General features: G+C 51.7%; 17 protein-coding genes. 12 read left to right on the forward strand and 5 right to left on the reverse strand.

The genetic code is table 11. From position 1 onward, the window contains the following. The first annotated feature begins 30 nt into the window (after positions 1-30). Positions 31-270 (forward strand): hypothetical protein, encoded by a 240-nt coding sequence (locus IPN95_30950; GenBank protein ID MBK9453734.1) that lies wholly within the window; start codon positions 31-33, stop codon positions 268-270. Positions 271-651: 381 nt separating this feature from the next. Further along, positions 652-1,077 carry a hypothetical protein gene (locus IPN95_30955; GenBank protein MBK9453735.1) on the forward strand — a complete coding sequence of 142 codons (426 nt, stop codon included), beginning with the start codon at positions 652-654 and terminating at the stop codon, positions 1,075-1,077. Here the strand turns inward: IPN95_30955 and IPN95_30960 are convergent. After that, positions 1,063-2,514, reverse strand: a complete 1,452-nt coding sequence (locus IPN95_30960) for a hypothetical protein (protein MBK9453736.1) — start codon at positions 2,512-2,514, stop codon at positions 1,063-1,065. The genes IPN95_30955 and IPN95_30960 overlap by 15 nt on opposite strands. A 990-nt stretch (positions 2,515-3,504) precedes the next feature. On the opposite strand from IPN95_30960, the gene IPN95_30965 reads away from it, so the two are divergent. From IPN95_30965 to ltrA, 8 genes are all read left to right on the forward strand, one after another. After that, positions 3,505-12,582 carry an RHS repeat-associated core domain-containing protein gene (locus IPN95_30965; protein ID MBK9453737.1) on the forward strand — a complete coding sequence of 3,026 codons (9,078 nt, stop codon included), beginning with the start codon at positions 3,505-3,507 and terminating at the stop codon, positions 12,580-12,582. Positions 12,583-12,608: 26 nt separating this feature from the next. After that, a complete protein-coding gene (locus IPN95_30970) occupies positions 12,609-12,920 on the forward strand; it encodes a hypothetical protein (GenBank protein MBK9453738.1) in 312 nt (103 codons plus the stop codon). Beyond that, positions 12,910-13,698: a hypothetical protein gene (locus IPN95_30975; protein MBK9453739.1), complete on the forward strand. Its 789-nt coding sequence runs from the start codon at positions 12,910-12,912 to the stop codon at positions 13,696-13,698. The genes IPN95_30970 and IPN95_30975 overlap by 11 nt, the downstream gene beginning before the upstream one ends. A 10-nt stretch (positions 13,699-13,708) precedes the next feature. After that, positions 13,709-14,095 (forward strand): hypothetical protein, encoded by a 387-nt coding sequence (locus tag IPN95_30980; protein MBK9453740.1) that lies wholly within the window; start codon positions 13,709-13,711, stop codon positions 14,093-14,095. A 311-nt stretch (positions 14,096-14,406) separates the two neighbouring features. After that, positions 14,407-14,859: an SMI1/KNR4 family protein gene (locus IPN95_30985; GenBank protein ID MBK9453741.1), complete on the forward strand. Its 453-nt coding sequence runs from the start codon at positions 14,407-14,409 to the stop codon at positions 14,857-14,859. Positions 14,860-14,991: 132 nt separating this feature from the next. Continuing rightward, positions 14,992-15,177: a hypothetical protein gene (locus IPN95_30990; protein ID MBK9453742.1), complete on the forward strand. Its 186-nt coding sequence runs from the start codon at positions 14,992-14,994 to the stop codon at positions 15,175-15,177. Continuing rightward, entirely contained in the window at positions 15,165-15,437 is a 273-nt protein-coding gene (locus IPN95_30995; GenBank protein ID MBK9453743.1) for an SMI1/KNR4 family protein, read from the forward strand. The genes IPN95_30990 and IPN95_30995 overlap by 13 nt, the downstream gene beginning before the upstream one ends. A 585-nt stretch (positions 15,438-16,022) precedes the next feature. Continuing rightward, on the forward strand, positions 16,023-17,438 hold the full coding sequence (gene ltrA, locus IPN95_31000) for a group II intron reverse transcriptase/maturase (GenBank protein ID MBK9453744.1): 1,416 nt from the start codon (positions 16,023-16,025) through the stop codon (positions 17,436-17,438). Between the two features lie 356 nt (positions 17,439-17,794). Here ltrA and IPN95_31005 read toward each other — a convergent pair whose 3' ends face one another. The 4 genes from IPN95_31005 to IPN95_31020 all read right to left on the reverse strand — a co-directional run bounded on the left by IPN95_31005 (position 17,795) and on the right by IPN95_31020 (position 20,897). Then, complete coding sequence (locus IPN95_31005) at positions 17,795-17,944, reverse strand: hypothetical protein (GenBank protein MBK9453745.1); 150 nt, start codon at positions 17,942-17,944, stop codon at positions 17,795-17,797. Between the two features lie 82 nt (positions 17,945-18,026). Continuing rightward, positions 18,027-18,848, reverse strand: coding sequence for a hypothetical protein (locus IPN95_31010; protein ID MBK9453746.1), 822 nt, complete (start codon positions 18,846-18,848; stop codon positions 18,027-18,029). 428 nt (positions 18,849-19,276) lie between these two features. Then, positions 19,277-20,017, reverse strand: a complete 741-nt coding sequence (locus IPN95_31015; GenBank protein ID MBK9453747.1) for a hypothetical protein — start codon at positions 20,015-20,017, stop codon at positions 19,277-19,279. A gap of 319 nt (positions 20,018-20,336) precedes the next feature. Then, on the reverse strand, positions 20,337-20,897 hold the full coding sequence (locus IPN95_31020) for a hypothetical protein (protein MBK9453748.1): 561 nt from the start codon (positions 20,895-20,897) through the stop codon (positions 20,337-20,339). 288 nt (positions 20,898-21,185) lie between these two features. Between IPN95_31020 and IPN95_31025 the strand changes: the two genes are divergently transcribed. After that, the gene (locus IPN95_31025; protein MBK9453749.1) at positions 21,186-21,425 is read left to right on the forward strand and encodes a hypothetical protein; all 240 of its coding nucleotides are present in this window, start codon (positions 21,186-21,188) and stop codon (positions 21,423-21,425) included. A 260-nt stretch (positions 21,426-21,685) separates the two neighbouring features. Beyond that, positions 21,686-21,913: a transposase family protein gene (locus IPN95_31030; protein ID MBK9453750.1), complete on the forward strand. Its 228-nt coding sequence runs from the start codon at positions 21,686-21,688 to the stop codon at positions 21,911-21,913. The last annotated feature ends 531 nt before the right edge of the window (positions 21,914-22,444 follow it).

Genomic DNA, 22,444 nt, shown 5'->3' on the forward strand with positions numbered 1-22,444 from the left:
GATCGAGGCGGGAGTTTTTTGGGGATTTGGGTGCCAAGTAGTCGCGGAGTCGATTTGGCCTTGGGCGATCCCCTGCTGCCGCGCGTAGCACGGCAGCAGGGTCGGGCGCTTCCGGGGTTCCGTCGTTTGGACCGCGCTGCAAGGCAGCCCAGTCCAAACGACCTCCTTCGGAGCCCTCCAGCCCCCTATCGCAAAAAGGCGATGCAAAGCACCGCCAACAACTCCTTATCCATGTCCTTCAAAATCACCGATGCCGAAGGATATGGATGAGAGGCAGGGACGGCAGCTTTTATTGCCCATCCGCACTCAAATTCAAACTCAACCTCAAATCGCACTCTGGGCCGAAATCCTAACCCTTCTGCCGATTACAGATATCGTTTTCTCGATAATCCCAACTTTAACAATGTCTGACCAGCCACCCAAACTATATTTTACCAACCGCCTAGCATGAACCCCAAGCCACATCAACAAATGCAATCCACATCCGTAGGCCATGTAAGAATACCAATTTTGAAAACCACCTGCCAAGCCACCTCTTTGCTTGCCATTAGATCTCCGGTAACCCCTTGGACACATATTTTTGGCCATTTCGGGCCGTTTTATCTATCTTGGGGTTGTCTTTATCTCTTTCAACCACTTAGTACAGGGCTTATGAAAAGGTTTCTATCAATCCTTACATTCTGTCTGTTTTTGGTCTCCTTGGTCTCCGCCCAAGGAAACGGAAATGGCGGCTACGGCAACAATGGAAACGGGACAGGCAACGGAAATGGCAACGGTGGCATCGGCAACAATGGATTTGGCCAAGGCAACAGCCCATGGGCGAATGCCAATTGGCCCCAATGGTTGATCAATTGGCTCGAAAACGGTGGACAGATTCCGCCACTCGTAGCTGCAGATGTAATTTGGGAAGCCAGAGGTTGGGGCATGCAACACTTCGGATTTACCTATTTTCAGATGTTGCAAAAATATCATCAAGGCCAGTTCTCGATCCAATACATTTCTACCGCCCCTCCTTCATTGACTTTCAGGCTGCGACATCTAGGAGGGCTGGACATTACCGTTTTAATCAACATCTAGGGCTTTGAGTTTGCCTTCCACCCACTGAATAAAAGCAAAAGTAAATGGCTTAAAGGTCGTAGCCGTTGATTGATGGTAGTGGATTAGCTGCTGTTTCAATGATCTCAGTTCCATTCCAAGGCTGAAGGCCTTCGATAGGTTGGTCCGTTTCGACAAGCCAGAGACAATGGTATAAAAGGGATTTGAAGTGTCAGAATTCATAGACGGCTTCAAATGACGTTTATAGCTTGTTCCATACGATTCCAAGCCTCGGTCATCTTCCTCTTCTAGTAAAATCACAAGGTGCAAAATCTTGTATACTCCTTCAACGGACAATCCCCGAAGGGAGCTCGAAAATTCGTACAGAGTATTGAAAGTGTCCCTTGCCAAAGCAATGTTGCGAACTGCGACATGGTAGGAACAAACATAAAGCAATGATGTGAGGGTCGTCATGTTGATCGGCGATGACATAAGCAGGTCCCTATGTTGGTCCCAAACAGTTACCCCTTCCAAGGCAATGGAAAGATTCTCACTTTCAAATCCATATCGGCACAAAGTGTGGAGGTAGAACCCCCAATACGCTTCTTTGCAAGCTGAAGTCGAAGGCGCTGACTGCTTGAAGGACGTGATTATCTTTTCAACCCCTTTTCTGTTCCCAAGGTCAAAGTAGTAGGCCGATATGCGGAACAGAAGTGACAAATGTTCCAGAACGAGCTTGGAACGAATAGAACTGTACCCATTGAGAAGCGCAAGAATTTTTTCAGCTGATGCAGATGCGCCTGTGCGATCTCCAAGAAAATAGTAGTTAGCCTCGTCAATCCGCAGCTTCTGGATTTGAATTGTGATCGGCCACGAGTCTATTGGCCGATGAAAAAACTCCGAGTCGAAATAGTTCCTGGCGATACGCTCATCAAACATTCCCGTGGAAATGAACATGTTTTTATTGGTTTCCCGAGAGCGAATCCCAAATTCCTCCACTTCCATGCCAAGCATCTGCCAATTAAGGTTCTCAACTGCCAATCCATTCAAACGCAGCAATTCGGTGGTTTGGAAATCACCTTGATAGTGCGCTCTCACAATTGCCATTTCCTGCTCGTAAATTTTGCCGAGCCACCCAAACTCTTCCTGATCGATTGCCTTCTGTTTAGCCTCTTCGATAAACTCCAAGGCGACATCATACATTTTCCATTGGATGAGCACCCCAACATCTAAGCAGTGTTGTTCAACTTCATGGGTATAAAAGCCCAATGTCCTTGCCGTCCTGATGAGCCAATTTTTTGCAACACTACGCATCGATATGAGGTTGCAATTCGAAAATTGCCGTTTTTCTGCCTCAGGATCATAAGTTGGCATCGCACGTAAAAACTCAAGTAGTTTGAATTGCATCGTTTGTTTGCCGTATGTCTGCGAGTAAGCCTTCAACTCCCGCCATTGGTCATCGTTTAGCTTGTGGGTCATTACCCACAAGGTTGGCGAAGGCCTACGTGGCTTCCTTGATGACTTTTGTTCTATGACCATAGCGGGTGAAACCTATAGCGACCGAGGCGATTCCTGATTATTAGCAAGATAATACCTTTTCCGAAAGCAAGAAACTGATTTGCGAGGATAATAGATACTTTGGAAGCAATTCTTTTTCTGTCACTTCATACCTTAGCCTCAGTTAGTGAAAATGCAGGGAATTAAAGTTCTGCTAAAAGAAAAGGGCAACAGGAGGCAGGTTGATGTAGGTAAAGACAATCTCAGATGCCGCCGCCCATTGCCCTCAAAAGTTAACCCGGTCCTTTGCGGGACCGGTCCTTTTCTCATAATCTTTCAAAGTGGCTACAGTTTGGCGACGACACCACAGAGAAAGCACGATCTTTGACGTAAACCTACGCACTATTTTAAAGACACCAATATTGGTACGCGAACAGACCGCATTTCATTGTTTTGTTGCGTTCCAATGTTGATTGGTTGTAGTTGGATGATAGGCCGCCTTTGAGGCGCTTATCCGTCCCGCTTGCGGGCGGGACGTCAAGCGCCTGCTTGGGTTGGAAAACCAACTTATCCGGGCTGGATTTTAAAAACAGGGGTGATTCCAAGGTGGCGGCGGTTGTGCAGGGCAGGTTTTTAGTTTTGACAAGTCCCAATATTTGGCAGAGATCAAAGGCCGATTAATTAGGCTCTGCCTCCGCCGCCATTCTTGAGTTTTGAAGGCTCCCCTTGTACCTACTGCCGTGCCCTGAATATTCTGGTTTCGGTTTGACACAAGTTGTCAAAGTTGTGCGTTAGGTTGCATGCATTCACCGTTGAGCCACGATCTCAACTTCTTGTTTTACTGTAATTACTACCCTTATGCCCGTTCAAAGGAATTTTCTAGCCACCTTACCTTCTGCTTTCCCATCACGTTTGGGAGCGGCAGCAAGCGCGATCCGCGAAGCATTGGCCTTGCACTTATTTGCCAATCGAATGAAGTTTCGAGGCACGAATTTGTTGGCAATGTTCCCCCTGCTGATCCTCTTGCTGACGATGCCATTCTCGGCATCCGCACAAGTGATGGGTGGCTCGGGTTCAGGGCAATCCGTCCCCGCACCTGCTACCAAAGCTGATCTCGATGCAGGCCCGGTCGGGGACAATGTCAACCTGTTTACGGGCAATTTATCCCTTTCCTATTCCTTTGGCAATGTCGCAACCTTGTCGGGTTTGACCTTTCCCCTCGAACTCCAATACACGGGCAATGTGCTCCAAGGCCTTGATCCTGTGCAGAATTCAGGGATTCCCTACGGCGAAGGCTGGGCATTGACCAATGCGGCCATCACCGTCGATGGCTATGCATGGGACTTCACCGAGGCAGACCCCTTGCCAACTGACCCCGTACTAGGTACATCCTACAGTTTAGAGGATGTCGAGAAGCGCGGTCAAGTCTATTTCGCAAACCCACGGCTGCAATTGCCCGGCGGCGGCGGCGGTCGCCTTGTCTACAAATATCCCGACAAAACGAATCCCACTATTGCGGTTTACCATTTGGATGCCTTTGACACATATATAGAGGTACGTTTTGATGGTGAAACCTGGGTGGCACGCACAGATGATGGCACCGAATGGGTCTTTGGCCTCGCGCAATACACCGAACGAAATCCGACGAATGTCACCGCTCACCTTGATGCTGCAGGCGTCGGCCCCATGCTCCCGCATGTTGAAATTTCGCGCTGGCATCTGACAGAAATCAGGAACGCCAACCATCCCAACGGCCAACGCATCGTCTTGGATTACCTGCAATTCGGAGCGATCGACATGCATCCGGAACTCAATCAGCTTGCCGTCGCCAATTACATCGCAACCGCTCAACAAAACGGCGTGATGCACATCTGGACGCAACACATGTTGGACAGTCTGCTCGCCCTCAACTATACGCCCATGCATGGCCCGGGTGATACCATCCACGCGGGCGATACCACCTTCATTGCAGGCGCAGATCCGCTCGGGCGCACCACCGCCTACAGGGACATTTTGTTGTCCCGCGTCACTGCCCTCGATGCCCAAGGCCTGCAGCAATCCAGCGCCGAATTGATCTACCGCACATGGCGACCAGAGGTCGAATTGGCCACCAACCCCACCGCCTTGGGACGCGGACGGTTTCTGTTACTCTCCGATCCACAGGTGGTCCGACGCGATTCCCTCTATGCACAAAAGACCGTGTGGTTCAGGGGCACAGATCGAATCGAAAGCCAGACCTTGCATGAAATCAACCGCCCCGCTCTCACCAATCCGCAATTGTTTGAAGGGGCTTGGCAACGGATTATGCATCCGCGCGCCTACCAAAATCCGCTGTCGGCCTACCCCTTCACGCTCGACAGCCGCAATCCCTACAAATTCCGCGCAGTTGGCGTTCCCGGTGTAATCAATGGTTGGTACATGTCCCGCATGGGCGCCTTGTCCTCCCCCAATGCTACCAGCGGGGCAATAAAATTTACCCATTCCGTTCTAGAGTCCCCACGCATTGACCTTGCCGCGCTGCCCTCAGGGGAAACCTACGAACTGAGAACATTGGTCCAAGTCCCCAGTCCACTCCTGTTCATGAACGTGGACATGAATCTCGACTTCCGAATTGTCAGCGGATTGAACCAAACCAACGCCGCCCAAAGCCAAAGTGGCGCCTTTTGCCCGCATGTGCAGATTCCCGGAACCCCGATGCGCTGGCAATTGACCTCAGACAATCTTCAAGGTAGCCTTGGTTATTGGGAAACGGGTTACGAGATCAAAAGCACCACCCGCGACATCGTCAAATGGAATCCGGCCCAAGCAGGGCAAGGGAGCGTGATGGCGACGGCAACGCCGTTTTTCCTTCCCAACCTGCCCAACGAATTCGCCGGATTCCAAATTCAAGTAGGACCAGGCAGTTCCAACCTCAAGCACAACCAAACCAGTCCCAACAATTTGGGATACCCCGGCTTTTACACAGGCCGAGATGTTTTCAATACCCCTCGAGACAGCTTTGAATTGGGCTTCGGAACATGGTTTGGAACGGGAGCACCCATCGAACCCTTCTGGCGCGGAGACAAATTTGGCATTACGACCAACAACCTCCAATGGAGCAAAGGCATCAATGACAGACGCCGCAATTTCTGGCAATTGAACAATGCGGTATCTTACAATCCAACCCAATTGACAGACAACGGCGCTGCACAACCTACTGCCGTGACCTGGGAAGAGCTTGAATACCCGATTCCCCCCAACAATGGACAAAATTTCTCCTTCAACCCGCCGACCATTGCATCAGCCCATGAGCAGGCACAAGACGCCGAACTCCTCAACGTCGAATTGGTCAGGATCAGCCGCAATCCCTGGATGCTGGATTCGGTCATTATCCGCACAAGCGACCCGTTTGCCAACGGTGACGGCCGCGGCATCTGCATAGCAGCCTGGAAACTCAACTATACCCTTGCCCAGGCACCAATTCCCAACAACCTCAATCCGATCGCTGAACCCTCCGTGGTGGCATTCGCCAATCCTTACCGAATGATCGCCGGCGATACCCTGTTTCGCAACCTGTTTCAATTGACTGCCGTTTTGCGGTTGGATGTGGACACCCTCGGAGCCATCTCCGCTGGCAACGGCCTTGGATCCAAAACCGCATTCGGCTACCTCAACGACAACCCTGCAACCCCAACCGTTTTTGAAGGTCAATTGCTGTCTATCGTCCGCGATGGACTCGGAGGCAAAACGACCTACACCTACAACCTTGCCCAAACGGTGCGCGACAATCTCGGCCAAAATCCCGTCGGGCTCCGGCAAGACAAAAGTTGGGAAGTGATCGGCAGCGGACGCGTTTCCGAAATCAGAACCCCCATTGCTTCCAAAGCTGTCGAGGGAGCAACAGGTCCCGTCGTGACCGATTATATTTTCCTGCAGCCTGTAAAACTTTACCGTGGGTATTCCATCGACCCGCATTTCGGCAATGGTTGGAATACATTCCCGCCCTCAGGCCGTGTTTGGGGCTATACCAAGGCCGTCATCCTGAAGCCTGCCCTGACCACCAACGGTCCTCGCGCACGCTCCGAATACCGCTACCGCGTGGACAGTAGTGGCCATGCCAACAAGTTATTGCTCGGTCGTCTCCACGAAGTACGCGAATTTGATGCCACCGGGGCGCTCATCGGCCGCAAGGCGATCACCTACGCCGCCACACCTGCCTACCGCAACGGCAGCCATGTGGTTCCGCCCAGCCTCGATCTCGATTATGGGCATCAAGTGATGACCCCCAGCAACGCCATGCGCAGCTACGAACATAGTTTCCTGTGGAACGATCCCGCCCGCGGCCAATTGATGGAAAGCTGGTTCACACGGATGGTCGGCGAACGCTCCGTGGACATTGATCCTGTCACAGGCGACAGCATTGTGCTGATATCATCCTTAACGCATTTTGACTGGTCCTTGCAACAAGGCGATCCCGACGGGGACTATGCGGAGATGCATCGACCAGCGATTGGAACAGACCCATGGTTGGAGACGATTCCCTGGGCTGCCACACCCTCACCAGCCTTCAATTATCCGCCCGAACCCAGTTGGCAAGTAGCATCCTCGTACAGCAGCAGCAGTGCCGTGCCGGGTGCATGGACCCTCACCAACAACTATTACCTCTGGGACATCGAGCCATTTCTTATGGGCCAAGGCCAGTTGCAAGAGCGATTCATCGGCTCAATGCGACCATTTTGGCTTGCCCGCCGTCACGGGGTTCGTGATGCGGTCGTCGAACAAAAAGTAACCGTCTTTGATGGTGATCCACGCGGAAAACCTGTCGCTTTGAGCACCTGGTATGAATGGGATGTCTTCCGCGATGTTCCCGGCGACTTTATCTTCAATGTGGACAGCACCAACTACGGCATCCGTTGCATCCCAGGGGGCGGTGGCCCCATGGACCCTACCCGCCATGCAGTGGCAAACTGCGTGAAAACCGATACCTCGGAAATCGTGGGCGTCGAGAAAATGGTCACCGAAGTGGCCGACCATCCCTTGCACATCCAACTCAACGACAGCACTTGGCACCGGCTTTCGGTTTGGAGATATGGGGCAGTGGACTTTGATGTTTACGGCACCATGCCGGAATATGGATCCGACACGGTGGCCTCCGTTCCTTTTTGCCCAGCCGGTTTTGTTACAGGTCCCGATGGGAAAATAAAATGGTTTGGAACCCTCGACTTGGGCAACGGCTCCATGGCTCCCGTCACAGACATTTTGCCCGCCGACCGGAACTACGGCGAACAGTTTGCAATCGACAGCCTCACCGAAGAAAGCAAGGAAAAACCAGCCGTGCTGGTATTCACGCCCCACATCCACTTTTCAGACAGTGTCGGTGCAAGTGCTACGCAAATGCGTTGTGACACCGTCCATAGTTTCACCTGTGACAGCGCCATGAATGCCACAATCGCCTCGGATTTGGCGGTCAGGCGCCAAGGGGGCGAGGTAGACAATTCCGCGCAAAGGCAAAACTTCATTGATTGGCTTGATTGGCAGTTTTCCCTCCGCGCAGTCCATCAACAAGTCGATACCGTCGCCAATGTCTACAGCAACATAGACAGTCTCCACAACCCCGAATGGGCAAGTCCCCACAATGTTTGGTTCCCGGTCAATACCAATGCTGTTTGGCAATCCACGCCTTACAGGTTCGTGTTCAAGCCCAGCTATCCTACTGTCTGCACCTACCGTGTCCATGAGCGCAACATGCTCGGCCAAGTGGTCGACGAATCCGATGCACGACACCTGCACAAGGTCTTCGAATACGCAAAAGGAGAATACCGCTATTGGTTCGACAGTTGTGGCACCGCCCACTCCGCCATCCTTCGACCCTTTTATGCCCTGCCATTGAGCGTCACGGTCACCGACTTCGAGGCCATCGAACTCGTGACCCGCTTCAGCTATCAACCCAATCAAATCCTCTCCAAGGTGATCTCGCCCAATGGAGAGCAAGCGGCCATGGTCTATGACGGACGCCACCGCTTGACCGAATCAAGCCTCAACGGCACATGGCGCAGCCAATACGAATACGGCGGTTGGAACGGCGCTACAAACGCGACATGGAACCAACGCATTGGAATGAACTTTCTGCAATCCAAGGAACGAATCGGCAATGGCGGCGAAGTCCTCGGAAAGGCATTTTCTGACCCGATGGGCCGTTCCGTCCAAGGATTTGTCGCGATCAAAGACATGGGTCCCGGTTGGCACAAACGATTCGGCGGCAAAACCCAACTCGACAATTGGAGCCGCGTCACAGGCCAAGGAAAATCCTACCACAAACATTTCCAGCCACAATTGAACTATGATCCGGTCGTCCCGGGTTCCCCGGCCGCAACTGCCCGCTACGAAGCCAGCGCAAAATCCAGGGTCTTGCGTTCGGCCAAACCCGGCAATGCGCTCAACGGCAACCGCGCAATGGTCTCCACCTACAAGATCATCCGCTATGCGCAATTCGTGCAGGAAACAGGCATCACCCAAGCGGAGGGTTTTGCGATTTGGCCCGGCCTCAGACCCAACGGCGGGATGCAAGTTTCGCCTTCTGTCATCCGAATCTACCGCACCGCCACGGTGGACGAAGACGGCAGGGAAGGTATCAGCTACACAGACGCCTTTGGCCGCGAAATCGCCTCCCTGCGCTACGACCAAACCGGCAACAACGCTGCGCAAGCACGCGTGCTGACGCTGTATGCCCGTGATGCACAGGGGCGCGTGAACCGTGTGATCCATCCCGACAAACTCGAAACCCAGAGCAAATTCAACCTCCTGGGTTGGCCTTACCTCGTGACCACGCCCGACGGAGGCACCACCCGCATGATGTACAACCAGGCAGGTGACATGCGTTTTGCCCAAGACGCCAACCTGAAAGCCAAACGCGCCTTCGCATGCGCCCACGTCGATCGAATGGGCCGCGTCTTCCGCGAAACCGAAGCCCAGCTCGACATCGTCGCCATAGGCAACCAAACCTATTATCCCCTTGTGTACACCGACACACTTGGCATCCCCTTCCGTTCCATTCATACGATTTGCGACGAATTGGAACATGTCAACACAGTCACCGACCCCAACGCAGGCCTCCAACCCTGGGCTTGGCATTACCTCGAACGCAGTTTCCCCAAATTGAACTACCCCGAACGCAATGCCAAACTCGTCGGCGAAACGCGGTATGACTTCCCGCTCGACAGCAATGTAGTGTCCCCGCTTGTGGCCACGGTCGATCCCGCAGTCTTGCATCCGCAGGTCAATGCGGCAGTCCAAGGATTCGGCAACCGCACCGCCGGCAGAGTCACGGCACAAAAGGTGTATGGCGAGGCCAATGAACTCCTCGAAATCACCCTGCTCGACTACGACAACGAAGGCCGCTTGACCACCATGCTCAAGCAATTCGACCCGGTCGGCATCACCGCCACCCGTTTCGGCAGGGCAGATGCGGTCCTTTATCCCGCCTACAACCTCAATGGCACCGTCAAGCAACAAGACACCGACATCGGCTGCGATGGCCGCGCAGATTTTTCACAATTGTTTGATTATGACGCTTGGGGCCGACTCGAAACCGTCCGCGTCCGACATGGTCGCGGAACCGACAAGGTAGCCAAATACCTCTACAACGACGGATTGGGCCTCTTGCGCGGCGTGATTCATTATGCCAATGCAGACTCGACCGGCAATTGTCCATTGACTTCGTTGCCTGCCGATACCATTCTTTACAGCTACGACCAACAAGACCGCCTGACAGGATTTGGCTCGCGGTTTTTGGACTATGGCTTGGCCTACGATGCCACCAACATCAACTACCTCGGCGGGGCGAACCCTACCGGTGCGGCCGTGGTCAATACCAGTCAAAATTGGGCAGGCGGCATCAACGGCTGGAAAGCGAAATACAAAGTCACCGCCAGCGGCGTCACCGGATTTGACGGCGCCACCGTTTACGGCTTCCAATACGACGGCCTTCACCGCCTTGTCGCGGCAGATGCCGCCGTGATGGAACAACCCTTCACCGGACAAAATGGCTGGAACAATGCCGGCGGATTCGGCACACCTTTGATCGCCACCCGCGCAGCATGGTACGGCGACGAAAAATACGCCTACGACAAAGTGGGCAACCTCACGGGCCTGCGCCGCTACAAATACTTCGCCCCCGGCGCACCCACCCCGGGCCTCGTCGGTGACAATTGGAAATACCAATACACCCAGGGCACCAACCGCCTTGCAAAACTCCAAACCGCAGGGATGCAAGACATCCGATTCACCTACGACGGGAATGGAAACCTGCTCACCGACAGCAAAAAGGGCATCACCGTGACCCAGATGGGCCGCAACGACCTCCCGACGGAAATGACATTCAGCGGCGGCGGCACCGTCAAATACCGCCACGGCGCAGGCGGACGTGTGTACAAAATCGTCCTCGGACCCAACGGAACCTCCGTCGAATATTACCTCCGCGACGCCGGCGGCGCGCCTCTTGGCGTCTTCTCCCAACTCGATTCCACGTGGACCTTCCAAATCTACGGCCTAGACCTGATCGGCGAAATGGCCCTCAAAGCCCAAGGCGACAGCGTCGCGCGCTACGCCAATAACGAGCCAAGTTCGGTGGTTCCAGAGACGGGGCACGCCCCGCCTACACAAACCACACTGACCCTGCCGAAACACAACGGCAAAAACCTGATCCGTAACGTGATCCTAGGCGTCGCCGTCGGCATCCAACAATCCCTAGCGATCCAAAACCATTCAGAAGAACGCCCCAAATTCCTGGACCAGATCAGCACCTTCCTCGTCCCGATCCTTGCAACGGTCGCAGATGCCGTGGTCGATGGCTTGTCTCCAACACCCGAACCAGCATTACTTCCACCCGCCGAACCAGAAACCTCGCAACCGGACACCACCGCCTACCCGACGATCAAATTCTTCGTCAAAGACCACCTCGGCAACGTCCGCGTAGCCTACAAAACCAACATCAACGACACCACCTGCTTGGTAGATCGCAAGGTCGTCGCCGTGATGGACTACAGCCCCTACGGCGGCTTGCTCCGAGCTTGGTTCGACGGCGACCCTGAAAAATGGCAATCAACAGGCCACGAACGCGACCTGGAATCCGGTTGGGACTTCCGAGGGGCACGGTTGTATGACGCGAGTTATGGGCGGTTTTTGAGTCGTGACCCGCTGGGCGGGATGTACCCTGGCTGGAGTCCATACAACTATGTGCTCGGGAATCCTGTGAGTCTGACGGATCCGAGTGGGATGTCGGCGGAGGGGGGAGGCAAGGATGGGAATCAGTATCTGATTGCTGAAGAAGGACTACCCAACGTGGATATGGATGAAGTTCAAATGCACTTCAAAGCGAAACCCAAACATTGGACGCAAATAGTGGTCGAGAATTATCAAAAGCCAGACTATTTCTCCATTGATGACACTCAGCGCGGCAGGGGTTCCGGCATGTGCACGATCAACGTGGAAGAGTGGATGATCCAAGGTGCCGCAGATGGGTTGGGTGCAACAGAAATGCCGGTTGTAAGCCAGATTGCCGATATTGGGAGTGCTGCGATCTCCTTCAAGAACGGGGACAATTTAGGGGGTGCGTTGAGTTTGGCAGCAAGTGTTTCAGCTATCGGAGCCATTTTTACAGTCGGGAAGTACATTAAGAATGGGCTGAAGATTGGAAGCAAAGCTGAAAATGCAGCAACCACCATTGCCAAAAGCGATGATGAAATTGTCTCAATTTATCGCAACTTTGGAATGGACGAGTATGAATCAATAGTTGCCTCTGGGGGAAAGTTTGTGATCAGTCCAAAGTACTTCCAAGGAAAACAGTTTTGGTTTGGCGAAAGTGGTATTAATTGGTGGAAAACAAAGCGAAATTTCGTGGAATTAGTCACCGTTAAGGTGGATATACCGAAATCATACATCACTCCAGGTCACAAAAATTACCTTTTTCTCGAAGCAGACGGAATGATTGATTTGTATCCTGGAGGAACAGTTTTACCTCACAATATGGACAAATTCAATTCTGTCATGAAAATTGACTGGTTAGAATACTAAATTTGTAGGAACCTTACGAAAATAAAATGAACGATATAGAAGTCATTGCAAAAATTCAGCTGTTCGAAAATGCTTCCCAGTATTTCCAATTCCCAAGGTCAACACCATTCCGTACGTCAATTTGGGAGGAGAATGGACGTGGCTCGAGCTTTTGCAGCATCTTACCTCAAACTTTGTTGAAACCTGGAACGGTTGGTCTTGCCCAAGTTACGATTGCTGCACATCCAATGATTAAGATTAATGCTTCAATAGGGATGGAGTTGCGTTTTGGAGTATTTCCAATCGCAATAGGCAGCATTTTGATAGTTGATGAAATCCTGGACCAAAATGAACTCTGAACTTTTCTTGCCATTTCGGAAATGCAAGTGGACACCTTCTTGGAACTACCTCATCTTCCATATTCTCCTTTTCCTATCCGCAACCGCCGTTTCGGCCCAATCCCCATCCGCGCGGCTGAAACTCACCATCTCACCCGGCGATGCCATCATTCGCCTCGATACGACATTGGTGCGCGGAATGGGTACTTATTCCCTGCCAGCCGGAACCCACCGCATTCAGGCATGGAAATCCACCTATGAGTATTTCGACACCACCGTTACCCTCACGGCCGGGGACACCGTTCGCATGCGAAAGCTCTTGCACCATTCCGATGCCTACATCCAATACAAAACCGACATGGGCAAATACAAGGTGCGCAACATCAAGCCGCTTGCCATCATGTGGTCTGCATTGCTGATTCCCGTGCCCTTGATCGCCGTCCAACAAAAACGCATCAACCAGGAAACCGTTGCCACCATGACGGAGGCCTCCCTTGCTGCCGCTGATGCCCAAGCACTGTATTCCGCCTCCGTCACACCCACTGGCTTAGAAACCGCCCACAACGAATTTGATGCTGCCGTTCAGCGATACGATGACGCCTACCGCAGACGAATCCGCACCAATATTCTGCTACCCATCGCAATGGGCGCACTCGCGACCGCCGGCACATACTTGGTCATTCGTGGATATGTCCGCGCGCCGAAACTGAGCAAGCCAACCTTTGACGAAACCCCCATGCTCTCCTTTGACCTTCTAGGCGGAACGGATGGCACCCTCGGCATTTGTGTACACTTCTAAATCCATCACCATGAAAAAGCACATCTTCATCCTGCTCGCCGCCTGCCTACTGATCCTGTCCACAGCCTGCGAACGCGAACAATTCGAATTCGAAACCACATTTTGGGACACCGACCCCAACCAAGACCTGGCCAGAATCGACAGCATCTTCTACAGCCCCCACGACGAAATCCTCAGAGTATACTTCACCCTCGACACCGCCAAATTGGCCGAAACTCCCAAAGTGCGCGCTGGCATGAAGGTCAACCATTCGCACCGCGGCCTTTTTAACCAAACTGGCAAATATTACTACATCCAGCGCCCCGAACGCTTCTACACCTACGAATTTGGAATCTATTTCTTCGGCCAAGACGGAAAAACCCGCAACTACGCCGACACCACCTTCACGACCTGGTGAGCGAGGCCACGGCCTCAAACGAGCCCGTGGCCTGGAAATGAGCCCACGGCGTCCCGCCGTAGGGCTATCGAACATCGAGCCTCCGGCGAGCGAAAACAGCCCAACGAAACACCATGATCCCCTACCGGCAGCAGGAAATGATCTCCAAGGAGGAATTGGCAGCCCTGAAGGAAATGACCAGTACTTTTGAAACCAAAAAACGAAGGGAAAGGTGATGCCCTCAAGCTTCCAACTTGGAGACCTTCCTACGGGAACTATCGCCTACCGGATTCCCCCCAAAGGCTTAACTTTCGACAATTGAATCCCCTGCCATGGAAGAACTTTTTCAACTGATCGAAGCACACATTGCTGATGCGCATTTCACCGGCCCAACTTCCGACGCCAGTATCGACCAGGCCGAAAAGCTGCTGGGGGTTGTATTCTCCCCCGGGTACAAAGAATTTTTGAAACGTTTTGGAGCGGGTCATTTGTATGCTGTCGAGGTGTTCGGCATCGTGAATGATACGCCTGATTCCGAACCACTTACTCCGAATGCCATTGGCATCACATTAAAGCTTCGTTCCAAATACGGGCTTCCTCCGACCTACATTGCAGTCGGCGATACAGGTTATGGAGAATACTACGTGTTGGAGGCGAGCACGGACACACGCGATATCGAATTGCCCGTTAGGCTATGGAGCCCAGCTGGAATAGGTGAGGTTGATGCCCCGAGTTTTGCAAGTTACCTCTATGAGCGCTTGGCAAACATGATCGAATATCAATGACCTGTCCCTCGCAAATAAATTCAAATTGATCGCCATCTTGCAGCTAGCGGGACAAATGGGTTGTCCGACGCGAGACCTCCACGCAGAACAGAGCAAAAAAGTTCAAAGAACTTGTAACCAAAAGGTCAAGAAATGGAACGTGTATTCGATCTCATCCAGCAACACCAAGGCGATGCATACTTCGTTGGCGCGATTCCAGAGGAGAAGATTGTAGTGGCAGAAGAAATGCTCGGCAACCGTTTGCCGAAATCATACCGCTCCTTGATTGCCAGATTCGGAGCCGGCGACTGCTTGCAATTGAAATTTTGGGTATTCTGAAGGATCCCCGTACAGATGATGACGGCGAATACAATGCCGTAGCCTACACGCTTTCCTTACGAAAGAACCATCGCCTACCAGACAATTTTGTAATTGTAGGGCTTACGGGATACGGACCCTACTACGCCTTGGTGTGTTCCAAAAGTGACCCCACCTTCGAAGGCGAGGTAGTCCTCTGGGACATCGGGAACCAATTTGAAACGGTGGCCCCCAGTTTTGCCACGTACCTATTTGATCGGCTTCAAAACAAGCTGGCATAGAGACAAAATCGTAGCACCTCGCGGGAGGACAATCGGTATTTGTCCCGGGCGTTTTCGCACACAACAGCGACAACAATTACGACTTCCGGGCAAATCCCAGGGCAGCATGGCACCGACCGGACGGCCAGACGATCAGAACCCAACTAGAAGCAAAAAGAATTCAATCCAAGTATAAATCGCCCAGAATGGGCCGTCTATCGGGTGTGCCGGGCATGTGTCAAGTCTAATGGGTGCGGGGCGGCGCTGCTCCAAGTCCCTGAAGAGCCGTGATGGTCGGAATCTTGTAGCCGAAAGCAAGGGTGTCCGCCGCGAGGCGGGATCCGAAGGAAGCTGAAGGCAAATATTGGATGCGACGTACAGGAATCGGGTATAAGGCCTGCTCCCTTGGGTAACCGACCCCGAGATCGGGAAGCCCATAGCCATCCGGAATGGGGAGCGGGTAAACCCGGCGCAAGCCAATGGAAAGACTTGACACTTACCCCGGGAGGCCTCTGCGGTCGATACGCAGAGGAGTCAGCAGAAGGCATAGTACCGACGCTAACCCGTTGGGAAGGCCCGAATTTATCAGCGAGGGTTTGCCCTGAGATGCGTAAAGACATAGGTCGTCAGAAAATAACCGCCTTGGGCCAACTGGACTTGTTCAGCACCCCTTGGAGTCCTGCCGGGAAACCAGCCGACGGAATCGGCGATGGCCAGCCGTGCAGGGATGAATTGTCTTCGCGATTGAAGGAACAGCACGCCCGAACCGCAAACATCACAGAACGGATCGTAGATGTTGCAAACCTGAACAAGGCAATGCTCCAAGTGGAGCGCAACAAGGGGAGTGGTGGCGTGGATGGAATGGAAGTAACCGAACTGTGTGATTGGCTGGTAATGAACCTGGAACCACTGCAAAAGTCGCTGCTCAATGGCACCTTCGCACCAAGCGCCGTGCGCAGGTGCGAGGTGCCCAAGGCAAGCGGCGGCAGCAGGATTTTGGGCATCCCAACCGTGATCGACAGAATGGTACAACAAGCCATCCACCAGCAACTGGGCATCCTTTACGACCCCTATTTCAGCGAGAGCAGTTTTGGCTTCCGTCCCAACCGATCGGCACACGATGCGATTCAACAAGCGTCGAAATATGTCCGAGAGGGAAAGGAATGGGCAGTGATGATCGACTTCGAAAGCTTCTTTGACCTGATCAACCATGACCGCCTGATGACGCGGCTTTGCAAAGGGGTGGGGGACAAACGCCTCCTGCGCCTGATCAATGCCTTTCTGAAAGCCGGGATGTTGGAAGGCGGTGTGGAGAGCCAACGTGTGGCGGGAACGCCCCAAGGCGGGCCATTGTCGCCGCTTCTGTCCAACATCGTACTGGACGAACTGGACAAGGAGCTTGAAAGCCGCGGTCTTGCCTTTTGCCGCTACGCCGACGACTGCACCATCTACGTGCGGAGCAGGCGGGCGGGAGAACGGGTGCTGAAATCGGTGATCAAGTATGTCGAAGACGTACTGAAACTGAAAGTCAACACGGCCAAAAGCGGCGTGAGACACTGCTCACAGGCGAAATTCCTTGGTTACACGCTTCTCGCCGGCGGCAATAAACGGGTGGCTGACAAGTCCATCGACCGCTTAAAGACAAAGGTGAAGGAGATAACCAAACGGAACCGGGGCGTAAAGTTCGAGCAGATAATCGGGGAACTCAACTCGGTGATCCTGGGGTGGTCGCAATACTTCCGGCTCGCAAACAGATGGCTCAGTGTACTGCGTGATCTTGACAGCTGGATACGCCGCAAGCTTCGATGCTACCGTCTGAAACAATGCGGCAGGCGGTTCACTCTCTACAAGCTACTGCGTTCCCATGGCAAATCCGAACGCGAAAGCTGGAATGTCGTGATGTACGCGCAAGGTTGGTGGAATATGAGCGACAAACGCCACGTCAGGACCGCAATGGACATCAAATGGTTCCTTGCACAAGGTTTGCACTCACTCGAATACCGTGTGACAGCGAAAAGCTGATAGAAACCGCCTTGGTACGAGAAAACGTATGCCAGGTGGTGTGGGGGGACGGGAGCAAGGGCATACGCCTTTGCTTCCTCCTACCCGATTAGCCCCGCGGCAGCGTCGGGTTGCACGACCCACCCCCCTCTCCATCGCCGCGCCTTGGCGCGGCGATCCGAACCCTCCAAATCGAAATCGACCATTGCAATGCAGCCAAGATTCCAGCACACCAACCTATTAAAAACCAAGAACTCGCATCCATCCATGATCCGAGGCGGGCCCAATTCAATCTACAAAAGAAGGAGGGTCAATTTTCTAAGTCAAATGACCGAGCCACCACCTGGACACACGAATGTGAAAAGGGCAGCCCAAGGTCAACGACTTGCAGAGATCAACGCTCCGATACCCTCAAGGAGCAGCATCAACGCTGCGGCGGTAGCAATGCGGTCAGCATTCCTCCCATTCGTGCGGACACACGTGTCTCCGTTGCAGATTTCAACTTTAGCGTGATCAAAAAACTTCATGGAGCCTTTACATCTCAAAAAGGGATTAGCCCCGACCATTCTTTTGAAGGCCGGGGCTTCCCCAATCTAAGGATAATTCAACTTAAGGATAAAGGGCACGAATCGCAGCAATATCGCAAGTGGAAAATCCTACGAAGGAAACCAATCCTTGGCGCATCACAGAAGCAACGTCAGTTCCTGTATTGCATGCCGAGCTTGCAGTTGTAATCAAATTAGATGACGAAACATCTGTGTGCATCAAGCCAATGGTATGACCCAGCTCATGAGCGGCAGTCTTTTTCTTTTGAGCTGAGGTCATCGTAACCGTGCAAGCTGAATTGACTGTAATGCCACTTGCTGGCTTACCAGCGGATGTCGGCCAACCACTAGCCTGCGCGAACACGCCTTCTGTTCCGCTGCCCAAGGAAGAATAAGTTACCCAGACCCCGTTGGCATCGCAACAATTACAGTTGTTGAATGTCACTTTTCCTTGCAGTGCATTCCAGCTGGTGATTGCGCTATTGAACGCTGTTTGCCAAGCTGACGGAAGCGTAGGTGAAAGACCTACATTGATGACCTTCGGCGTTGGGGAAACCTTATAGGTGCTGCGGTAGTGCTTTGAGGTGGACATCGAATCACCCACTTCTGCGGAGTTTAAGGGTGAGTAATTTTCCCAGAATCCATCCTTTGCAAAAAAAACATCACCTTCCACGACAAACCCTGCAGCCGTTTCAACGATACCCTCGCGGTTAAAGCCGACATCTGAGACCAAAAAGTTGATCATCCTTTGCGATTCCTCTGTGCTTGCAAACGGAGCTGAAGTCTCCGTTTGCTCACAACCAAAACCCAAAAGCAGCATAAAAAGAAAAATGATAAATTGAAACTTTCGTGTTTCCATAAGACTTTCTGAAATTAGTCGTTGCAAATTCAAACAAACTGTCAGGCTACAAACCTCGACAACAAGGGCTACAAGTCTATTTTTTTGTCTCAAGTCATCATGTCCTCCTTTCCGTTTTTCACTTCGGTTCAAGCGCGAAACATTTTTACTTATTCAGAAGGATGAATCCTTCCAAACACACACTCGATATTGCAAACCTATGGTATTCTTTCGTTCTAAAAACCAGCTTGTTACGAATCAGGGGCCATTTGGATTCGGACGAATTCGAACTCCTGTAGATATTGGATAAATGGATTCTTAGCAGCTACTTTCGCAGCAGGTCGCGATGGAAATAGCTGCAATTTCTGCTATTTCGCAGTTCGAAGTAATTGCGAAATATTCGAATTGGTTCGAATTCGAATTCATGTATAGGACGATATTTTTTTTGAGAATTGGTCAGCCAGTGACCTTGTCTTTCAGTCCAAAACGTTTTTTTCGACCTTTGTCGCTAGCCACTGTGGGATTTCAGAAACCTTATCAATGTTCTTGGTGGCGACATACAAGACCTTGCGATAATTTTCGCGCAGAACCTTTGGCAACATTTCCTTGGGAAGTCCAACTACAAACGTCACCTTTTCCCAGAGCCATTTCGCCGCCACTTCACAAGAGAGCCAAGTGCTTGGAGCGAATCTAGTGAAAATCACGGCTTTCCTCATGGCTTTCATTTCCTCATCATTTATGTCAGGGACATCCCTGTCAGACCAGTCAGCTTTCCCGGTTCGTGCATGATGTACGCGAGTGGGAAAGAACAGCCTCGTGAATCCTGTAAGTTCTTGGATTTCACTGCTGGATTCAAAACATTTTTCCAAGTCTTCTGGGTTATTGGCTTTTCTTTCAATTGGAGCTGGGAAAAAGGTTTCTGTGATTTCTCGATACAATTCCATTAGATCTTTGTACTCCTCACTGTCCATCCGAGGTGTCGGTGCAACAATGAATGCGTCATACCGAATGATCTCATTATACTTGTTTCTCGCAATCGTCTTTCCCTTTTGAGTCTTAAGAAAGCCATCTAACGATTTTAAACTACTGATGTCCGTTTTGATCTTGGTGAAATTCCGACCTTTATTCTTGAGGAATTCTGCAATTGGCTGGGGAATTTCCTTGTTCCAATCCTCATGGTGGCTTAGTGCCCTCGTGAGGATCCAGTACTTGTCCACTTTTCCAGGTCTTGAAATTTCAACTAATCGATCTCCGTTGGTACGTTCGGCACTGGTGTCCTCTGATGGAACATCCTCCACGTTTTGAAGCACAAAATTCAGAGATCATCATGACCTTCCCTCCACGTCGATACTGACCTATCATAATCGTTTTACGCTGATATCATGCAACTCAAAGCGAATTTGAAGGTTTTTGTGTGGGGGCTTATGTCGTTTGAGATCAGAGATGACGATTCTTCGATCTTTCTTTTCAACTGTCACTCGGCCACCCCAATCTTCGTTGTCATGCCGCTCGAAAATATGCCCATCACCCAGTGGATCAATCCAAAGTACCAATCTTGTGATTTCTGTTTCGGGGTCGCTCATGACGATTGCTGCGGCTATACTGGTAGTGATACATGTACCACACGGTATACAGCAGTTCGAGAGGAGGAGGATAAATTTTTGAATCCTCTGGTTTGTGAGCGATTGTCTTTGCCCCAAATACGGAAACTGATTTCAGCCAACTCAGGAATTGTTCAAATTCCATGTCGTCAAATTCGCCAGCAAAACGATTCTTGATTTCAACGATAAAGATGTCTTGAAACGGTTTGTAACTAGCTTCAATCTTATTAATTGAAATAGAATCGATTGCTGGTTTTGGTCCAATTCGCTTCAAGACATTGCTCAAATAACCTCTGCCTTTGGACTTTATGCGGTGATAGGCTTTTTCGTCCTCTATACTTGGCCGGTTGACATACTCAAGTAACAAGGACCAATTTCCGTACCATTCATCCGTACGTGCATTTGTAACACGGGAATGCGCCTTCAGTCGGGTTATCAAGGCTTCGAGTCCAGATTGGTTGCGTAAGTCACTCTTGATGCTAATAATCTCAGCCATCAAAATGATATGCGTGATCGGAAATTGGAATTGTCCTGGGAAATAGCTTTACCACAATGTTGTAAGAGTTATGCAAGGGAAGGAAAACATCCAGATGGGGCTGTGAGCAAGTACATTATTCATTTCCCGCCAACAAGTGGCGATGGACTATGAAGGAAGGGGTGACCTTAGCTATTTGCAGGTCGCTGGCAGAAATACGGTCTCAAGGGGCGTGACACTGTAAAGGAATGGGTGAAGACATTTCGGAAAAATGGCGAAATTTGTTCTTCCGATTCAATTTTGGCCACTATGACCGATCAGGAAAAGCGCGATGCTGACGCCAAGGACCTTCGCATCAAGGAACTGGAGAGGCTGCTTGAGGACGAGCGTCTTCGCAGTCTGGCGTATTCAACGATGATTGACGTAGCTGAAGAGGAACTGGGGGTGCCCAATCGAAAAATCTGGACCAAAACAGTCCGAAGGAGATTGCCTCGCCGCAAAAAAGCGAGCATAAAGCGGCTTTGGAACTGTTGGGGTATTCGCGGCTGAGCTAGGGTACGACTAATGAGTTGGCATGACGACGACTGCAGGATGGGGAGGACGGAAATCGTCGAGTTGGTCAAGAATCAGCGCAAGAATGGTCGGTTCGGTGCGCGGACACTTCTAGAATCGATAGGACCCGGGTTGGAGGATCGCGGCCTTTAACATTGGTCGGGACAAACTGCTCGATTGCTGCGCGAGCGCGAGGGCATGCAGTGCGCCCTAAACGCAAACTACGCACCACCAACTCCCCGCCATCATTATCGAAAGTGGCCTATCTCCTTGAAAATCTAGGAATTACACCAAGCCGGCAGGTTTGGGTCTGCGACATCACTTACATTCGAACGAAGGGTGGTTTTCTGTACCTGTTCTTGATCACCGATGCCTATTCGCACAAGGTAATGGGCTTCCACCTGAGCCACACGATGGAGGCTAAGGGTGCGGTGTCCGCGCTGCGCATGCATTTTCGCAACGGATTTACCCCGAAAGGAAGCTGATTCACACTCCGACCGAGGAGTGCAATATTGCAGCACCAACTACGCGGGAAGGTCCGGTAAAGATGCTGGTATTGGGATCAGGCTGACCAGGGCGCCAGCCCACACCAAAACACGATCGCCGAACGCATCAACCGTACCTTCAAAGAGCAGCTTTATATAAACCCAGACCTTTGACGGGTATAAGATGAATAGCCTGCCCAATGAATGCAGTGAGAGTGTACAATCACCAAAGGCCACACAGCAGTTGCAGCAGAATGACTGGAGCAGACTGCAAGACCAGAATTTGCCGCTCCAGAGGGGGAGTGGAGAAAAGCTACGGCAATAAACAGCCATCGGCGGAGGCGCTCGGCGCCCTCCCACGCCACCAGCGGTTTGATCGTTTATAGTTAAATCCATGGAGCCTGTAAAAGCCGTAGCCGGGACAAAAAAGAAATCCAATCAGCCAACCTATTTCAGGATGTTCTTTGGAAGTGTAAATTCACATTTCAGGATTATTGTCGAAACCTGTAAGGTTTTTCAGGACGATGCCAT

Source organism: Bacteroidota bacterium, from assembly GCA_016718825.1.
Taxonomy (GTDB): domain Bacteria; phylum Bacteroidota; class Bacteroidia; order J057; family JADKCL01; genus JADKCL01.

Coding starts and splice junctions, on each gene's coding strand:
- IPN95_31005 (MBK9453745.1), bottom strand. CDS start 17,944: ATGAAGTTTTTTGATCACGCTAAAGTTGAAATCTGCAACGGAGACACG.
- IPN95_30990 (MBK9453742.1), top strand. CDS start 14,992: ATGGAACGTGTATTCGATCTCATCCAGCAACACCAAGGCGATGCATAC.
- IPN95_30970 (MBK9453738.1), top strand. CDS start 12,609: ATGAACGATATAGAAGTCATTGCAAAAATTCAGCTGTTCGAAAATGCT.
- IPN95_31025 (MBK9453749.1), top strand. CDS start 21,186: ATGACCGATCAGGAAAAGCGCGATGCTGACGCCAAGGACCTTCGCATC.
- IPN95_30975 (MBK9453739.1), top strand. CDS start 12,910: ATGAACTCTGAACTTTTCTTGCCATTTCGGAAATGCAAGTGGACACCT.
- IPN95_30985 (MBK9453741.1), top strand. CDS start 14,407: ATGGAAGAACTTTTTCAACTGATCGAAGCACACATTGCTGATGCGCAT.
- ltrA (MBK9453744.1), top strand. CDS start 16,023: ATGCGTAAAGACATAGGTCGTCAGAAAATAACCGCCTTGGGCCAACTG.
- IPN95_30980 (MBK9453740.1), top strand. CDS start 13,709: ATGAAAAAGCACATCTTCATCCTGCTCGCCGCCTGCCTACTGATCCTG.
- IPN95_31020 (MBK9453748.1), bottom strand. CDS start 20,897: ATGGCTGAGATTATTAGCATCAAGAGTGACTTACGCAACCAATCTGGA.
- IPN95_30955 (MBK9453735.1), top strand. CDS start 652: ATGAAAAGGTTTCTATCAATCCTTACATTCTGTCTGTTTTTGGTCTCC.
- IPN95_30960 (MBK9453736.1), bottom strand. CDS start 2,514: ATGACCCACAAGCTAAACGATGACCAATGGCGGGAGTTGAAGGCTTAC.
- IPN95_30965 (MBK9453737.1), top strand. CDS start 3,505: ATGAAGTTTCGAGGCACGAATTTGTTGGCAATGTTCCCCCTGCTGATC.